Annotated in this window: 19 protein-coding genes; 4 read left to right on the top strand and 15 right to left on the bottom strand. The window is 64.2% G+C overall.

Annotated features, from left to right (window positions below; genetic code table 11):
* Positions 1-14: 14 nt before the first annotated feature.
* The 3 genes from ABHF91_RS01600 to ABHF91_RS01590 are packed head-to-tail and all read right to left on the bottom strand — an operon-like array spanning position 15 to position 2,879.
* Positions 15-887, bottom strand: a complete 873-nt coding sequence (locus ABHF91_RS01600) for an ABC transporter permease (RefSeq protein ID WP_409421758.1) — start codon at positions 885-887, stop codon at positions 15-17.
* Positions 877-1,794 (bottom strand): ABC transporter permease, encoded by a 918-nt coding sequence (locus ABHF91_RS01595; RefSeq protein ID WP_409421757.1) that lies wholly within the window; start codon positions 1,792-1,794, stop codon positions 877-879. The genes ABHF91_RS01600 and ABHF91_RS01595 overlap by 11 nt, the downstream gene beginning before the upstream one ends.
* Before the next feature lie 11 nt (positions 1,795-1,805).
* Positions 1,806-2,879, bottom strand: coding sequence for an ABC transporter ATP-binding protein (locus ABHF91_RS01590; RefSeq protein ID WP_409421756.1), 1,074 nt, complete (start codon positions 2,877-2,879; stop codon positions 1,806-1,808).
* Between the two features lie 193 nt (positions 2,880-3,072).
* On the opposite strand from ABHF91_RS01590, the gene ABHF91_RS01585 reads away from it, so the two are divergent.
* The 3 genes from ABHF91_RS01585 to greB are packed head-to-tail and all read left to right on the top strand — an operon-like array spanning position 3,073 to position 5,521.
* Positions 3,073-4,167: a P1 family peptidase gene (locus tag ABHF91_RS01585; RefSeq protein WP_409421755.1), complete on the top strand. Its 1,095-nt coding sequence runs from the start codon at positions 3,073-3,075 to the stop codon at positions 4,165-4,167.
* Positions 4,167-5,021, top strand: a complete 855-nt coding sequence (locus ABHF91_RS01580) for a MurR/RpiR family transcriptional regulator (RefSeq protein WP_409421754.1) — start codon at positions 4,167-4,169, stop codon at positions 5,019-5,021. Before ABHF91_RS01585 ends, ABHF91_RS01580 begins: the two co-directional genes overlap by 1 nt.
* Positions 5,022-5,050: 29 nt before the next feature.
* The gene (gene greB, locus ABHF91_RS01575; RefSeq protein ID WP_409421753.1) at positions 5,051-5,521 is read left to right on the top strand and encodes a transcription elongation factor GreB; all 471 of its coding nucleotides are present in this window, start codon (positions 5,051-5,053) and stop codon (positions 5,519-5,521) included.
* Positions 5,522-5,531: 10 nt separating this feature from the next.
* On the opposite strand, the gene ABHF91_RS01570 is transcribed toward greB, so the two are convergent.
* From ABHF91_RS01570 to flgB, 12 genes are all read right to left on the bottom strand, one after another.
* Positions 5,532-6,662 (bottom strand): hypothetical protein, encoded by a 1,131-nt coding sequence (locus ABHF91_RS01570; protein WP_409421752.1) that lies wholly within the window; start codon positions 6,660-6,662, stop codon positions 5,532-5,534.
* A gap of 11 nt (positions 6,663-6,673) precedes the next feature.
* Entirely contained in the window at positions 6,674-7,570 is an 897-nt protein-coding gene (gene flgL, locus ABHF91_RS01565) for a flagellar hook-associated protein FlgL (protein ID WP_409421751.1), read from the bottom strand.
* A 10-nt stretch (positions 7,571-7,580) separates the two neighbouring features.
* Positions 7,581-8,885 carry a flagellar hook-associated protein FlgK gene (flgK, locus tag ABHF91_RS01560; RefSeq protein WP_409421750.1) on the bottom strand — a complete coding sequence of 435 codons (1,305 nt, stop codon included), beginning with the start codon at positions 8,883-8,885 and terminating at the stop codon, positions 7,581-7,583.
* Positions 8,886-8,963: 78 nt separating this feature from the next.
* Positions 8,964-9,335 carry a rod-binding protein gene (locus tag ABHF91_RS01555; protein ID WP_409421749.1) on the bottom strand — a complete coding sequence of 124 codons (372 nt, stop codon included), beginning with the start codon at positions 9,333-9,335 and terminating at the stop codon, positions 8,964-8,966.
* Positions 9,336-10,445 (bottom strand): lateral flagellar basal body P-ring FlgIL, encoded by a 1,110-nt coding sequence (fgIL, locus tag ABHF91_RS01550; protein WP_409421748.1) that lies wholly within the window; start codon positions 10,443-10,445, stop codon positions 9,336-9,338. It abuts the gene before it with no gap.
* Positions 10,446-10,457: 12 nt separating this feature from the next.
* Positions 10,458-11,123, bottom strand: coding sequence for a flagellar basal body L-ring protein FlgH (gene flgH, locus ABHF91_RS01545; RefSeq protein WP_409423070.1), 666 nt, complete (start codon positions 11,121-11,123; stop codon positions 10,458-10,460).
* 8 nt (positions 11,124-11,131) lie between these two features.
* Positions 11,132-11,917 (bottom strand): flagellar basal-body rod protein FlgG, encoded by a 786-nt coding sequence (gene flgG / locus ABHF91_RS01540; protein ID WP_409421747.1) that lies wholly within the window; start codon positions 11,915-11,917, stop codon positions 11,132-11,134.
* A 12-nt stretch (positions 11,918-11,929) separates the two neighbouring features.
* Positions 11,930-12,661 carry a flagellar basal body rod protein FlgF gene (locus ABHF91_RS01535; protein WP_409421746.1) on the bottom strand — a complete coding sequence of 244 codons (732 nt, stop codon included), beginning with the start codon at positions 12,659-12,661 and terminating at the stop codon, positions 11,930-11,932.
* A gap of 13 nt (positions 12,662-12,674) precedes the next feature.
* Positions 12,675-13,859, bottom strand: a complete 1,185-nt coding sequence (gene flgE, locus ABHF91_RS01530) for a flagellar hook protein FlgE (protein WP_409421745.1) — start codon at positions 13,857-13,859, stop codon at positions 12,675-12,677.
* 18 nt (positions 13,860-13,877) lie between these two features.
* Positions 13,878-14,534 carry a flagellar hook assembly protein FlgD gene (locus ABHF91_RS01525; protein ID WP_409421744.1) on the bottom strand — a complete coding sequence of 219 codons (657 nt, stop codon included), beginning with the start codon at positions 14,532-14,534 and terminating at the stop codon, positions 13,878-13,880.
* A gap of 9 nt (positions 14,535-14,543) precedes the next feature.
* A complete protein-coding gene (flgC, locus tag ABHF91_RS01520) occupies positions 14,544-14,969 on the bottom strand; it encodes a flagellar basal body rod protein FlgC (protein WP_409421743.1) in 426 nt (141 codons plus the stop codon).
* Between the two features lie 2 nt (positions 14,970-14,971).
* On the bottom strand, positions 14,972-15,340 hold the full coding sequence (gene flgB / locus ABHF91_RS01515; RefSeq protein WP_409421742.1) for a flagellar basal body rod protein FlgB: 369 nt from the start codon (positions 15,338-15,340) through the stop codon (positions 14,972-14,974).
* A gap of 91 nt (positions 15,341-15,431) precedes the next feature.
* On the opposite strand from flgB, the gene flgA reads away from it, so the two are divergent.
* Positions 15,432-16,184, top strand: coding sequence for a flagellar basal body P-ring formation chaperone FlgA (gene flgA, locus ABHF91_RS01510; protein WP_409421741.1), 753 nt, complete (start codon positions 15,432-15,434; stop codon positions 16,182-16,184).
* The last annotated feature ends 27 nt before the right edge of the window (positions 16,185-16,211 follow it).

Genomic DNA, 16,211 nt, shown 5'->3' with positions numbered 1-16,211 from the left:
CGTTGATGGACTGACTAATGACGGGTCTTGTGGCTGGCCGGGGGACGCCGCAACCAGAGGGCGGCAAGCACCACCACCATGGACAGCAGAATCATCAGCACGGACACGGCATTGATCTCCGGCGACACATTGCGCTTGATGGCACCGAACAGGTAAACCGGCAGCGTGGTGGAGCCGATGCCGCAGGTGAAATAGGCGATGACCAGATCGTCAAACGAGATCACCACCGACAACAGGAAGCCCCCCAGGATGCCGGGCAGCAGCTGAGGCAAGGTGATCCGGCGGAAGGTGGTCCAGGGCGAGGCCCCCAGATCCGCCGACGCCTCCTCCAGCTGCGCATTCATCCCGGCCAGTCGCGCCCCCACCACCACACAGACATAGGAGGAGAGAAACACTGTGTGGGACAGGATCACAGAGCCGCGTCCCAGGGGAAAATGGATCGAGGCAAAGAACACCAGCAAGGCGATACCCAGCACTATGTCGGGGATCACGATGGGCAGGTAGAGACTGGTCTTGTAGGCCAGCCGGCCGGGGAAGCGGCAGCGAGCCAATCCCAGGGCGGTCAGGGTACCGATGACGGTGGCCAGGGCGGCGGCGGAAAAGGCGATGATCACACTGTTGATGGCCGCCGGCCCCAGGTTGGGATCGGAATAGAGCTGCAGGTTACCCTCGCCGGCCAGGCCGTGCTCCGGGCCTATCACCCCCAGGTTGGCCAGCACCCGCAGGTACCAGTCGAAGGTGAAGCCCTGCCAGGTCATCATGCTGATGGCGTTGGCGTTGAAGGAGTAGACCACCAGCACGCCGATGGGCAGGTAAAGAAACAGAAAGAAGAACCAGACATGCAGGCTCAGCAGCCGGCCGGGCAGCCCCGCGATTCTATTTTTCATGATGCATCTCCGCGTCACGGGCCTCGCTGCGGGCCATGGCTAACAGGCACAGCAACACGGCCCCACTCAGAACGGTGGCGATGGCGGAACCGAACGGCCAGTCCCGGGCCGACAGAAACGCCTGGGCCAGCAGGGGGCCCACCAGCAGATCCTTGGCCCCGCCGATCAGGGTCGGTGCGATGAAATTGCCGAAGGCCGGGATGAACACCAGCACGCAGCCGGCGACCACCCCGGGCATGCACAGGGGCAGGATCACCCGGCGAAAAGTCGTCAGCCCATTGGCCCCCAGATCCCGGGAGGACTCCAGCAGGCGGGCGTCCAGCTTCTCGATGGAAGCGAACAAGGGCAGCACCATGAAGGGCAGGTACTGGTAGATCATGGAGACGATGACGGCCCCCGGGGTGTAGATGAGCTGGAGTGGCTCATGGATCAAGCCCAGCCCCAGGAGGATGTTGTTCACCACACCGTCCGCCCTCAGTATCAGCATCCAGGCGTACACCCGGATCAGGGCGTTGGCAAAGAAGGGCAAGGTGACCAGGGTCAGCAGCATGAACTTGCTGCGGGCCGGCCGCCGGGCGATATACCAGGCGGCGGGAAATGCCACCAGCAGGGTCAACAGGGCGGTGATGAGCGCCACCAGCGCCGACTTGGCGAAGATGCGCAGGTAGACGAAATCCCAATCCCGCAGCAGATCTTCGTTGGGCAGGCCGAAGATACGGGCGTAGGAGTCCAGATCCAGCTGCCACTCGACCCCGCCATAGGTGCCCCGGGTCAGCACGCTGTAGACCACCACTATGGCCACCGGCACCACGAACAGCAGCAGGAGCAGCACAAAACCGGGCAGCAGCTTGCCCATACCGGGACGCCACCAGGGCTTGGGAGAGGAAGCATGATCGATTTCTGACATCTGTGTTCCCCCTAATCCCGAAGCAGACAGAGGTCGGCCGGGTCATAGCACAGGCTGAGGGGCTCCCCAGGGCGCGGCAGTTGCCCCGCCAGGGTGGTGATCAACCGCTCCTCCCCCGCCAAGGCCAAGCGTACCCGGGTCAGGTTGCCCAGATAGGTCGCCTCCTGGACGATCCCGCTCAGCCTGGGCAACTGGCTGTCGGCGGTCACCGGCTGCAATTTTTCTGGCCGCAAGGAGACACACAAGGGGCCGGGCGGGCAGGCCGTGCCCAACGCCAGCCGATTCCCCCCGACGGAGGTGAGGCTCGCATGGCCCGCCGCATCCACCGTCACCTGACCGTCAAACAGGTTGGTCTCGCCGACGAAACCGGCCACGAAGCGCGTCTGGGGACGCTCGTAGATCTCCCGCGGCGCGGCCTGTTGCTCGATCTGGCCGCCGTTCATCACCACCACCAGATCCGACATGGAGAGGGCCTCCTCCTGATCGTGGGTGACGCACAAGAAGGCGATCCCCAGCTCGTTCTGCAATCGCTTCAGCTCCACCTGCATCTCCTTGCGCAGCTGCCGATCCAGGGCGGCCATCGGCTCGTCCAGCAGCAGCACCTTGGGGCGCATGACGATGGCCCGGGCCAGCGCCACCCGCTGTTGCTGGCCGCCGGAGATCTGGGTGATCTTGCGTGACTGCATGTCGGGCAGACGCACCATGGCCAGGGCCTCGGACACCCGCTGGCGCACCTCCTCTTTGTCGAGGCCGGCCACCTCCAGACCGTAGGCCACGTTCTGCCCCACCGTCATATGGGGAAACAAGCCATAGTGCTGAAATACGGTATTGGTGGGCCGCTTGTTGGCCGGCACCCCTTCCATCAGCTCCTCGCCGATGAAGATGCCCCCCAGGGACGGCTCCTCAAACCCCCCGATCAGCCGCAGCAGCGTGGTTTTGCCACAGCCGGAGGGGCCTAACAGGGTGGTGAATTTACCGGCGGGAATATCCAGGGTGATGTCCTTGAGGGCATGCACCCACTGGCCATCGGGCGAGAGGAAGCGCTTCGAGACCCGGGAAACCTGTACTACTGCTGGCACGTCCATAGGCAAGTCAATCGTCCGTCTGTTGTCCTGAAGAAAAGCAAGTGCGTGGGCACTCGGTCTGCCTCAGTAAAAACACGGGATGCAATGTTGGTCAAGTAGATTTTTGTGATTGATGTTTGTTGACTAACATTTTGACCTTGGTCATGCTTTCCACAAAACCGGTCAACAACACGAACGACGAAGAGGATGGGATATGGCCGCTAAGGATCCCGCACGGTACGCGCCGGATGGCAAGGCCAGGGCGCGAGGATGGGAATTGCCCCTGCCGGGTATCACTGGCAAGAACAATGCCATCACAGATGTTCCCGGTGTCAGCGTGGGCTACACCACGCTGTCGGATCCGGCCAAACCCGAGATCCAGACCGGCGTCACCGCCCTGCTGCCCCGACCGCCGGGTGAGCTACTCTGCCCGGTGTGGGGCGGGCACTTCGCCATGAATGGCAACGGGGAGATGACAGGTTGCCATTGGCTGCAGGAGGCCGGTTGGTTTACCGGCCCCATCACCCTCACCAACAGCTTTTCCGTCGGCGTGGCCCATCATGGGACCCAACGATGGATGATCACGCACCATGGTGAAGAACTGCGCCGGCACCGGCTCTGGCTGCTGCCGGTGACCGCCGAGACCTACGACGGCTGGCTGAACGACATCTACGGCCAACATGTTCAGGAGGAGCATGTGCTGGCGGCCATCGATGGCGCCCGCACGGGCCCCCTGGCGGAAGGCGCCGTGGGGGGCGGCACCGGCATGATCGCCTACGAGTTCAAGGGCGGCACCGGCACCGCCTCCCGCCTGGTCGACCTGAATGACAACACCTACACCCTGGGGGTGCTGGTGCAGGCCAACCATGGCCTGCGCCCCTGGCTGACCGTCTGCGGCCAGCCGGTGGGCAAACAGATGCCCGGCCCCAGCATCTGGGCCCACGAACACGGCTCCATCATCGTCATCCTGGCCACCGACGCCCCCCTGTTGCCCATCCAGCTGCAGCGGCTGGCCCGGCGGGCCGCCATCGGGATTGGCCGTGGCGGTACGCCCTCCGGCAACAATTCCGGCGACATCTTCCTCGCCTTCTCCACCGCCAACAATCCGGGGCCCCTGCCCGAGCCGAGCCAGTTTCGCTTCGACACGCTGAACAACGATGGGCTGGATCCCCTGTTCATGGCGGCCGTGGAGGCGGTGGATGAGGCTATCCTCAATGCCATGCTGGCCTCCAGCGCCTGTACCGGCTATAAAGGGCGACACGTGGAAGCCCTCGATCCGTCGAGGTTGTTGCAACTGTTGAAGGCCTGATGGATCACATCCTCAAAAAATTCCTCACCCCCGAGGCCCGCCGCACCAAATCCGGCCGGCGGCTGTCCGATTACTTCACCAACAACCTGCATGAGGCCCCCTTCGAGACGGTGAGCTCCATCGCCGACAAGGTGGGGCTCAGTCCCATGACGGTCACCCGCTACCTGCGGGAGCTGGGCTATGGCAGCCTGCAGGAGCTCAAGGTGGAGCTGCGGCACGGACCCATCAGCTCGGCCTGGGATATCAGCGACAGCGTGGATGCCCTGCGGCGCGAACAGGGTGAGGGGCGGCTGCTGTCGGAATTGGTGGTGCAGCAGATAGAGGTCCTGCAGCGGCTGCATCAGCTCACCCACAACCCGGACTGGCAACCCATAGTCGACGCCCTGGTGCAGACCCCCAACCTCCACATCGCCTCGTACCAGAACATTGGTTACATAGTGCGTTACTTCAGTGAGCAGATGACCTATGTTCGCCCCGGCGTGCGCTATGTGGATGGCATGAACGGCACCTATGTGGAGGTGTTCGACAGCCCGGCCGCCGACACCCTGCTGGTGCTGGTGGACTGCCGCCGCTTCGCCAGCAAATCCCAGCTGCTCTACCAGGCCGCCATGGCGGCCGGCATCAAGGTGCTGCTCATCACCGACTCCCACTGTGACTGGGCCCAAGAAGACAACACCCTGACCCTGACCATCCCCATCATGGGATGGCGTACCTGGGATTCATTTATGCCCTTGGCCGCCCTGCTGGACCTCTTGGTCACCAGCTGCGTCGTCAGCACGGGCGCCAGCGCCGTGTCTCGCGCCAACCAGATCCGCAGCCTGCAGGATCACTTCAGCGATTTTGCCAAAGGCTAACCGCCTCCTCACAGCGAGCATCCAACCCAGTGAAAACCAACCTCATCACCCGTGAAGGCTTCAACGCCCTCAAACAGGAACTGGATTACCTGTGGCGCGAACACAGACCCGACATCACCGCCAAGGTGGCCTGGGCCGCCAGCCTGGGGGATCGCAGCGAGAACGCCGACTACCACTACAACAAGAAGCTGCTGCGCCAGATCGACCGGCGGATCCGCTACCTGACCAAGCGGTTGGAGGAGTTGAAGATCGTCGATCATGCCCCGGCCCAGGAGGGCAAGGTGTTCTTTGGCGCCTGGGTGGAGGTGGAGAACGACGAGGGGGAACAGCTGGTGTTTCGCATCGTGGGGCCCGACGAGATCTACGCGCGCAAGGACTACATCTCCATCGATGCGCCTATGGCCCGGGCCCTGCTCAAGAAGGAGCCGGACGACGAGGCGGACGTCATGACACCTGCCGGCAAAAAAACCTGGTATATCAACCGGATCTGGTACGTCTGACCCGGGAGTCCTACTCCTGGGTCAGCAGGGCCACCACCGCCTGACGGCTGAGGTTGGCCTGGGCCTGCAGGCTGGTAGCCACCTGCTGGTAGCTCCCCTGGCCCAGGGCTTGCCCCAGGCTGCCCACCAGCGCCCCCGCCTGCTCGCTGCCCGCCAGCTGTTGGGCCGACAGGCTCTGTACCTGCTGCAACAGGTTCTGCCGATAGCCCCGCAAGGCCGTCAGGGTCTGCTGGATCTGCGCCAGCAGGCCGTTGACCTGCTGCTGGGCAGCCTGACGCTGGCTGCTATCCCCACTGGCCAGGGTCTGAGCCAGCTGCCCCAGGGCCGAAGGCTCGGCACGCAATGACACACTCACCGGATTGCCCGCCGGCACCCGGATCCCCTGGCCCGTCATCAGGATGGGCTGGCTGAGCTTGCGCTCGTCCGCCCCCGTGGCGCTGAAACGCAGCTGCCCCTGACCGGAGAGATCCACCCGTATGCCCTCTTTTTGCAGGGCACTGTTCAGGGTATCCGCCACCGTCTGGCCGGCGCTGTCCGCCGGCAGGCTGACGCTGACGCCGCTGCGGCTGGCCGGAAAGTAGATCCGCATCTGTTCGTCGCTGGGACGGGCCGATAGCAAGTCCACCTTGTCCAGCACATAGCCCCGGCGACCGGCCTCTCCGCCCATCACGGTCGGCTGCAGCTGGGCACTCAGGCTGCCCTGGGCGCTGATCTGCTGATCCAGCTGCTGCAGCTGCTGGCTGAGGGTGGTCATCTGGGTGCTGGCCTGGCTCAGTTGCTGGCTGGTCTGCAACAGCTGCCGGTAGGTGGACAGCAGGGCCGCCTCGCCAAGCTGACTGTCGGTGAGGGCCGCCTGGGCATCTGCCAGGGTCGACCAGCTCTGGAACTGGTTGACCCAGTCGCTGCTCTGCCCCCCCAGGGCGCTGCCGCTCGTCTCCTGGATCCCGCTCCCATTGCTGGCCACCGCCGTCGTGGCCTGGCCGCCGGGATTGCTGACCGGCTCCTGGCCACCACGCACCACGGCCAGTGATTGGCTGGCCTGGCTGTCCTCCACCCGCGGGCGGGCATCGGTGACCGGCGACCAGGCAGAGCCAAGCAGGCTGGCATCCGAACCGGTTGAGGGAGTGCTGGCCAAGGTCATACAGGTCTCCCTCAGCCTATCTCGTCAAATAGGCTCAGGCCCATGATGGAGGAGAGTACCTGCTGGGTGACCTGCAAGGTGGTGAGTATCTGCTCCGACTCCACCGTGGTCTCGGCATAGTCCGCCTCGCCGATGGAGTTGCTGAGGTTCTCGCTGTAAAGCAAGGTCTCGCTGTGTGCGCTGGCCAGGGTGTCCAACTGGTTGCTGCGCGCCCCTATGCTGGCGATGGCGGAACTCAACTGGCTGCTGTAGCCGTCTATGGTGGTGAGCATGCCGCTGGCGCTGCTGTTGTCCCCGGCAGCCAGTGAGCTGATGAGGCCACTCAGATCGTCGAACATGTTGCTGCTGCCGGCGAAGAAGATGTCCGACAGGTTGTCGGTGCTGGCTACCGTGATGCCATCCCCCACGCTGATCTCCCGCTGGTAGTCGTCGCCGCCGTAGCTGTAGGTACCGGTGGCCTCGTCATACACCACCGGCAGGCTGTCGTTGAGACTGCCGGAGAAGAGGTAGTTGCCGCTGGCATCGGTCTGGTTGGCCAGATCCACCAGGGTATCCAGCAGGGACTGCAGCTCGGTGGCGATGTCCGCCAGATCCGCGCTACTGTAGCTGTCGTTGGCCGCCTGCACCGTCAGATCCCGGATGGAGCCGAGGACGTCCGTCATGGTGGAGAGCTGGGTCTCGGAGGCACTCAGCTGGCTGCTGGCGGTCTCGATGTTGTCCAGATACTGGCTGAGACTGTTCTGCTGGACCTGCAGCTGGCTGATCCGGGCGTAGCCGATGGGATCGTCCGACGGCACATTGATGCTGGAGCCGGTGGAGAGCTGGTTAGCCACCGAGTAATAGCGGGCATATTGGTCCTGCATGCTCTTGAGCAGCATGGCCGACGTCTGGGAAGAACTAACACGCATTCGGAGCCCCTTAGAACATGTTGAGCACGGTATCGAACAACTCGTCGGCGGCGGAAAGCACCTTGGCGTTGGCCGAGTAGATGTTTTGGTAGACCACCAGGTTGGCCGCTTCCTCGTCCAGATTGACCCCGCTGATGGAGTCCAGGCTGTCGGACAGCGAACTCTGCAGCGTGGTGCTAGTACTGAGGGCATTGCTGGCCTGGCTGGACACCTGACCCAGCCAGGTCACCAGGGCCGTGTAATCGGACTGCTGATCCTCTGACAATTCCAGCATGGCCAGCAGGTTGTCGTTATCCCCGCTGCCGGTGGTGGATGACCCCGCGAAGGCCAGATCGTCCGTGGTGAAGCCGCTGCTGACACTCAAGGTCCCGGCCGGATCCTGGCTGTCCCAGCTGAACAAGGCGGCACCGCTGTCGCCATCCAGATCATAGCCGTCGGCCTGGGCGTCATTGAGCGCCTCGGCCACCGCCACAGCAATGGAGTCCAGCTGGCTCTGGGTGGGTTCCAGTACCTCGTTGACGAAGGCGAACAGGCCTCCCAGGCTGCCAGACATCTCCTCGCTGATGCTGGTGGTCTGCTTGCCAAAGGTCAGGCTCAGGCCACTGCTGCTGTCCCAGCTCAGGGTGGCGGCATTGCTGCCGCTCACCAGGGTCTGGCCCTGGGGCAGGGTCAGGCTGTAGCTGCCGTCGGCCTGGGCCAGCACATCGAACTCCACCAGTTCGCTGAGGCTATCGATAGCCGCGTCCCGGCTGTCCTCCAGAGCGCTGGTATCCAGCCCCTGGCTCTGCAGGCTGACGATCTGCTGGTTGAGATCGGCGATCTGGGCGCTGAGATCGTTCACCTGGGTGACGGTACTGTCGATCTGGCTGTTCACGTCCTGGGCGATATCGTCCAGGTAGCCCGACAGGGCGTTGAAGGTGGTGGCCAGGGTCTGGGCCGCGGTGAGCACCGCCGTGCGCAGCGCCTCGTCGTCCGGGGAGCTGCTGGCGGACTCCAGGGCGCTATAGAAGGCGGAGAGACTGCTGGTGATGTCCAGAGAGTCGCTGCTCATCAGCTGTTCCAAGTAGCTGCTGTAGTCGCTATAGCTGGTGTAATAGCCCACCTCGGAGGTGCTGCCCCAGGTCTGCTGCTGCAGAAAGAAGCTGGTTTGCCGCTCCAGGCTGCTGGCGCTCACCCCGCCGCTTGCCTGACTGGTCAGCACCACGGTGCGCCGGCTGTAGCCGTCCGTCTCTGAATTGGCGACGTTGTTGCTGATGGTGTTGAGCACCACCTGGGTCGCAGACAGGCCGGATGCGGCCGTGCTGATCATGGTCATGTCATCGCCCCTTGCTGGCGGTTGCGAATGGGAGAACGGGTTCTGCTGACAGATAAGCGACCCGGCTGCGCCAATTCTTTAATGGTGGAGGCTGCCATCCGCCTCGCCGTCATCAGCGGCGACCTCATCGGGCAGCAGATGACTCATCTGGGCGACGATCTGGCTCTGCAGGCCGGTCTTGTTCTGGTTGGCCATCATCAGGGCCAGCTGGCTGTCGCACAGCTCCTGATAGAAGCGCTGGCTGTCGCTGCTCAGCAGGCTGTCATCGCCGGCCAGCACCTCGGTGGCCTCACGCATCTGGTGCAACACCTGCTTGAGGAACTGCACCTCGAACTGGCGGGCGGCGCTCTCCAGCGCCTGGCCCTGATCGGCGTTGTGCTTGATGGCCTCCAGGCCATGCAGATCCTGATAAAAGGTCAGGTCCGGCGCGTCTTGCTGATCAATCTTCATCTAAATCACCACCAGGTCGGCATCCAGGGCGCCGGCTTCATGTAGGGCCTGAAGGATGGCCATCAGATCGTCCGGCGTGGCCCCCAGGGAGTTGATGGCCTTGACGATCACCTCCAGGGAGGTGCCCTCCGGCCAGATGAACATGTTCTTCTGCGGCTGATCCACCTGAATGCTGGAGTCGGGGGTGGTCACCGTCTGGCCGTTGGAGAAGGCGCCGGGCTGACTCACCTGCTGGTTCTCCGTGATGCTCACCGTCAGGCTGCCGTGGGTGACGGCGGCCCGGGTCACCTTGACCTCCTTGCCGATCACCACGGTGCCGGTACGGCTGTTGAACACCACCTTGGGCCGTTCATGGCCCTGATCCACCTGGATGTCCTCCAGCAGGGAGAGAAAGGCGATGCGCTGGCTGGCATCCTGAGGCGCGGTGAGCACCACGCTGCCGGGGCTAGCGGCCTTGGCCACCGGCCCCAGCCGCTGGTTGATGGCCCGCTCCACGTTACGGGCGGTGCGGATGTTGGGGGTCAGCAGGTTGAGCTGCACCTTGGCCTTGTCGGTGAAGCTGCCGGGCACCTCCCGCTCGACGATGGCCCCGCCGGGGATGATGCCGGCGGTGGGCACGTTGACCGTCACCGAACTGCCGGACTGGCCCTGGGCATTGAGACCGCCCACCACCAGGTTGCCCTGGGCGATGGCGTAGACCTCACCGTCCACCCCCCGCAACGGGGTCAGCAGCAGGGTGCCGCCCCGCAGGCTCTTTGCATCGCCGATGGAGGAGACGGTGACGTCCAGGGTCTGACCGCGACCGGCATAGGCCGAGAGGCGGGCCTGTACCGACACCGCCGCCACGTTCTTAAGCTTGGGATCCGTGCCCTCATCCAGCTGAACGCCGAACTGCTTGAGCATGTTGGTCATGGATTGGCTGGTGAACTCTACCTGACTGCGGTCACCGCTGCCGGAGAGCCCCACCACCAGGCCATAGCCCACCAGCAGGTTCTCCCGCACCCCCTGGATATCCACCAGATCCAGCAGGGGACGGCTCTTGGTGGGTTGGGCCGCCGCCAGTGCCAGGGCCGGCAGCAGGGCCAGCACCAGCCACAGATGTCGTGTCATGGGTACTCCGAACTAGAAGGGGGAGAGGGCGCTGTTGAAGAAGCGGGTCAGCCAGCCGGTCTGGTTGCTGTCCGCCAGGGCACCCCGTCCGGCATAGGCGATGTGGGCATCGGCGATGCGCTGGGAGGAGATGCGGTTGGCCTGATCGATGTCATCCACCCGCACGGCGCCGCTGAGCCGCAGGTATTCGTCACCCTGGTTCAAGCGGATCCACTTCTCCCCCTGGATGCGCACCACCCCATTGCCCACCACCTCGGCCACCGTCACAGTGATGTAGCCGCTCAGGCTGTTCTGCTGACTGGAGGAGGCCGAACCGTCAAAGTCGTTATCCATGCCCAGGCTGGCGGACAGGCTGTTGTAGGTGCGGTTACCCAGCACAGGGGCCGATACCTCCACGCCGCTGCTCTTGCCCAGCTTGGTGGCGGCTTTCTTACTGGACTGGGTACTCTCCTCCAGTATCACGGTGAGTATGTCCCCCACCCGGTAGGCCCGCCTGTCCTGAAATAGGGCGAACAGATAGTCGTTGCGGTACAGGCTGCCATCCTCGGCGGCGGCCGCCTTCGGCATGGGCTTGGCCGGCCGCCAGGCAGGATCGTTGTCCTTGGCGGGCATCACCTCGTAGGTGGAGCAGGCCGCCAGCAGGCTCAGCAACAGGCTCAGACACAGGGCACGCATCAGGCCGTTCCTCACATGTTCTGGCTGACGTATTGCAGCATCTCGTCGGAGGCGGACACCACCTTGGCGTTCATCTCGTAGGCCCGCTGGGTGGCAATCATGTCCACCATCTCCTCCACCACGCTGACGTTGGAGTTTTCCAGGGCGTACTGCTTGAGGGCGCCGAAGGCATCCTCGCCCGGCACCCCTTCCACCGCATCGCCGGAGGCCTCGGTGGCCAGGTAGAGGTTGCCGCCGGTGGCTTCCAGACCGGCCGGATTGACGAAGTTGGCCAACGAGATCTCCCCCACCGTCTGGGCTTCGGACTCCCCGCTGACGGTGGCGGTCACCAGGCCATCGGTGCCTATGGTGATGGCGGTGGTGTTGTCCGGCACCGTCAGCTGAGGCTGCAGCGGCAGACCAGCGGCGTTGACGATCACCCCGTCGGCATTCACCTGGAAGGAGCCGTCCCGGGTGTAGGCGGTCTCGCCGTTGGGCAGCTCCAGCATGAAGAAACCCTGGCCGTCGATGGCCATGTCCAGCTGGTTGCTGGTGGTCTGGGTGTCACCGGCGGTGAACACCTTCTGGGTACCCACCACCCGCACCCCGGTACCCAGCTGGATGCCGCTGGGGGAGTCGTTCTGTTGATCCAGCCGGGCGCCCGGCTGGGTCTGGATCTCGTAAAACAGATCCTGGAAGGCGATGCGATCCTTCTTGAAGCCGGTGGTATCCACGTTGGCCAGGTTGTTGGAGATGGTGGTGAGCTTGGCGTCCATGGCCGCCAGGCCGGTCTTGCTCACCCACAGGGACGTCTGCATGAAAAATTCCTCTTAGGTTCCGGCAACCAGATCGTTGCCTTGCTTGGCCTGTTCGTCGGCCGCCTGCATCAACTTGACCTGCAGTTCGAAGTTGCGGGTCATCTGCAGGCTCTGGATCATCTCGTCCACCGGATTGACGTTGGCGTCCTCCAGCATGCCGCTGTTGAGCACCACGGACTCGTCTTGTTCCGCCTGGCTACCGTCGGTCAGGCGGAACAGACCGTCGGTGCCCTTCACCAGGCTGCCTGCCTCCGGGTTGACCAGCTTGAGCCGGCCCGCCTCCAGCAGCGCGCCGCCCCCCGGCGGGGTGACTGTCACCGTGCCATCCGGGCCGATATCCAGCGCCTGGTAATCGGGCAGCACCAGGGCGCCACCCTCCCCCAGCACCGGCTGGCCGTGCAGGGTCAGGCTGCCGTCAGCGGACACCGTCAGATCACCGGCCCGGGTATAGGCCTCCTGACCGTCGGCGGTCTGCACCGTGAGAAAGCCCTCGCCCCGGATGCCCACATCCAGGTTGCGCCCCGTGTTCACCAGGGCGCCGGGGGAGAAGTCGGTACCCGGCGCCAGTTCCTGGGCCATCACCCGACTGTCGAAGCCGTCGCCCTGCAGCAGGTGGGCCGCCACCCGCTCGTAGTCGGCGCGAAAGCCGGTGGTGCCCACGTTGGCCAGGTTGTTGGCGTGGATCTGCTGAGCCATGAGGGCATGACGCGCCCCGGACATGGCGGTGAAGATGACCTTTTCCATTGCCTAATCCGGATCAGAAGGAGTTGAACAGCACGCTGGACAACTCGCCGGCGGTGGAGAGCACCTTGGAGTTGGCCTGGTAGTTGCGCTGCAGGGACATGAGGTCCACCAGCTCGGCGGTGATATCCACGTTGGAGTCCTCGTAGTAGCCGGTGGTCAGGGTGCCCGCCACGCCGGAGCCGGCGGCACTGAGGATGGCGTTGCCGGACTCGGTGGTGGCATACCAGATGGTACCGTCACCCTGCTCCAGGCCGTCGACGTTGACGAAGGTGGCCAGCACCACCTGGCCCTGCAGCAGGGTCTCGCCGTTGCTGTAGCTGGCATACAGGTAGCCGTCATCATCGAAATAGACATCGGACAGGGTACCGGCGGTGTAGCCGTCGGCGTCGTTGGTGGTGGTGGAGAAGTCCATGCTGTACTGGGTGAAGTCGCTGTAATCGATGGTCAGGCTCAGATCATCGGCGCTGGTCAGATCGATGCTCAGGCTCACCGCCGAGGCGGGGCTGGTGAGCAGACCGTCGGCGCTGAAGGTCAGATCCGTGCTGTCGCTCAGGGCGGTGCCGTCCACCACGTAGTAGACGGTCCAGCTGTTGTCGGCGGTCTTGACGTAGTACTGGCTCAGGGTGTGTTCCGCCCCCTGGGAGTCATACAATGTGGTGGTGGTGGAGTAGTTGTAGGTGCTGCTGTCACTGGGGTCGAAGCTGTCGGTGATGGTGCTGGCGGAGGCGTTGAGGTTGGAGACCAGGCTCACCTCGGTGGAGGCCTCGGCCGCCAGCGTGGTGGTGGAGACCTGCAGATCCGAGATCTGCCCCACCTCGATTTCGCCGTTCTCATCCACCGAGTAGCCTTGCAGGTTCCAGCCGTTGCTGGCCAGCACATAATTGTTGGCGTCGACGGTGAAGTTGCCCGCCCGGGTATAGGCAGTCTCGGTGCCGTCGCTGATGACGAAGAAGCCGCTGCCTGAGATGGCCAGATCCAGGTCGCTGCCAGTCTCCACCAGGGAGCCGTCAGTGGAGAAGCTCTGGCTGACGTTGGATATCTCGGAACCACCGGCCTGGCCGCCACTGTAAACGGCGGCAAACTGGGCGGTGGAGGACTTATAGCCGGCGGTGGCGGCGTTGGCGATGTTATTACTGACGGTATCCAGCGCCTCGCTGGTGGACAACAGGCCGCTCAGACCGATATTGAACATGGACATGGAAATGCTCTCCGTTGATTAACCGTTGGATACGCTCAGCACGTCGTCCAGGCTGACGCTGCTGCCGTCAGACAGCGTCAGTTGGACACCGTCATCGTCGAGGGTCACCGAGGCCACCTCGCTGTACAGCGAAGGGCTCAGGGAACTGGTACTGCCGTCGCTGCTGGTCTGGGCCTCCACCGTATAGGTGCCGGCCTCCAGGTTGGCGAAGCTGAAGCCATAGGTGCCGGCTGACAGGCTGCTGCTGGTCTCGCTGGCCACCAAGTTGCCGCTGCTGTCATAGGCATAGATGGTCAGGCTGTCGGCGGCGCTGGTCAGGCTGACCTGGCCGCTGATGGTGCCGGTCTCGCTCAGGGTGACGCTGTCGGTTTCGCTCAACACCTGTTTGCCCACCAGGCTGGTGCTCTGCAGGGCCGCCAGGGAGCTGACCTCGTCGTTGGAGGTGCTCTGCAGATCGTTGAGCTCCTCCAGGGACTGCACCATGCTCAGCTGGGAAAGCTGGGAAACATACTCACTCGAATCTTGTGGATCCGTGGGATCCTGGTTCTGGATCTGGGCCACCAGCAGATCGATAAACTGGATCTGCAGGGCGTCGGCGTTGCTGCTGACGCTCTCGCTGCTGGTGCTGTCGGTACTGCTGGTGCTACTGCTGCTGGTGATGGCACTGATGGTCATGACGGTTCCTTATCCCAAATCGCCCAGGCTCAGCAGGCCCTGTTGCATGTTGTTGACGCGCTTGAGCACCTCGACGCTGCTCTCGAAGCTGCGGGAGGCGCTCATCATGTCCGCCATCTCCTCCACCGGATTGAGGTCGGCGTACCAGACGTTGCCGTCGGCATCCGCCAGGGGGTTGCCGGGCTCGTAACGGGCCACCGGCTTGCCCTGGCCGGGCACCACGTCGGCGATCATCACGCTGGCACCGCCGATGGCGCCTGTGTCGGCCAGTTGCTGATAGAGGGTCTGGAACACGGGGCGCACCGCCTGGTAGGCGCTCTCCGGGCTGTCGGCGCCGCTGTCCAGGTTGGCCAGGTTGGAGGCGACGGTATCCAGGCGCACCGTCTGGGCGCGCATGGCGCTGCCGGCGATCTGGTAGATGCTGTCGAATGACATGCTCAGCTCCCTTCGATGGCGGTCTTCAGGCCGCGAAACTGTTGGGTGAGGAAGTTAATGCTGGTGTCGAACGCCTGGCTGTTCTGGGCGAACTTGCCCTGCTCCACCTGCAACTCCACCGTATTGCCGTCCTGGGCAGTCTGAAACGGCATGCGGTACAGCAGATCCTCGCCCTGGGGGCCGCTCGCCGTATCGCCGTCCTGCATCGCCGCGCTGACATCCGCCATGACGGCCTGGTAGTCCAGATCCCGCGCCAGATAGCCCGGGGTATCCACGTTGGCCAGGTTGCCGGCGATGACCTCGGCCCGGGCCAGCTTGACCTCCAGGGCATAGGGGGTCAGCCCCAGCGCCTCTTCGAATCGAATTCCCACCCTGCCTCCTGTTGAGCTTGTGGTGACTCTTTGCCAGAATCACTTAACAAGAGTCATGCCATAATGACTTGCCATTGTATTTCAAGGACTTATGAAAATTTACGCCTCAAGGCACCGCCGATGGGAAATCCGGTTTCCGCTGCTGGCCTGGTGGTTGGCTTCCCTGCTGGCTTCCGCCCCCCTGCGGGCCGACGAGCCGGCGGCGCCTCTGTTAGCGCAGCTGCAACAGGCGGCCCAGCAGAACCTGACGGACTGGCTGACCGCACAGCGCTGGCAGGCCGAAGGGGTGGAGCTGCAGCCCAAGCTGCCCGACGGCGCGGCCCACCTGCCCCCCTGCCAGCAACCGGTGAGCCTGAGCCGCAGCAACCCCACGGCGCCCCCCTGGGGCCGGCAGAGCTTCCTGCTGCGCTGTCCCGACAGCCCCGGCTGGCAGAGCCGCGGCGAGGTGACGGTGCGCCTGATGCTCAAGGTCTGGGTGGCGGCCCGCACCCTGGAGAAGGGCCAGGCGCTGCAGGCGGCGGATCTGCAGCCCCAGCTGGTGGAGCTCAGCACCCTGAGACGCAGCTTCAGCCCGGTGAGCGACAGCCTGTTGGGCTACCTGGCGCCCCGCCGGATCCGCATGGGCGAGTTGCTCAGCCGGGAACGGCTGGATCCGCCGCTGGCGGTGCACAAGGGGGACGTGGTGATGATCACCGCCCAGCAGGACGGCTTCAGCGCCAGCACCCAGGGGGTGGCCGAAGCGGACGGCCATCTGGGGGAGGTGATCCCGGTGCGCAACAGCAGCAGCGGCAAGCGGATCAAGGCCAGGGTCAGCGGGCCCCAGCAGGTGGAATCACTGTTTTAGCAGCCGGATTCAAGTTTTGGCGGCCGG

The sequence above is a fragment of the Pseudaeromonas aegiceratis genome, from assembly GCF_046254905.1.
Classification (GTDB): Bacteria; Pseudomonadota; Gammaproteobacteria; order Enterobacterales; family Aeromonadaceae; genus Pseudaeromonas; species Pseudaeromonas aegiceratis.
The sequence above is the reverse complement of the archived record's forward strand: the minus strand, read 5'-3'. Positions and strand labels throughout refer to the sequence as shown.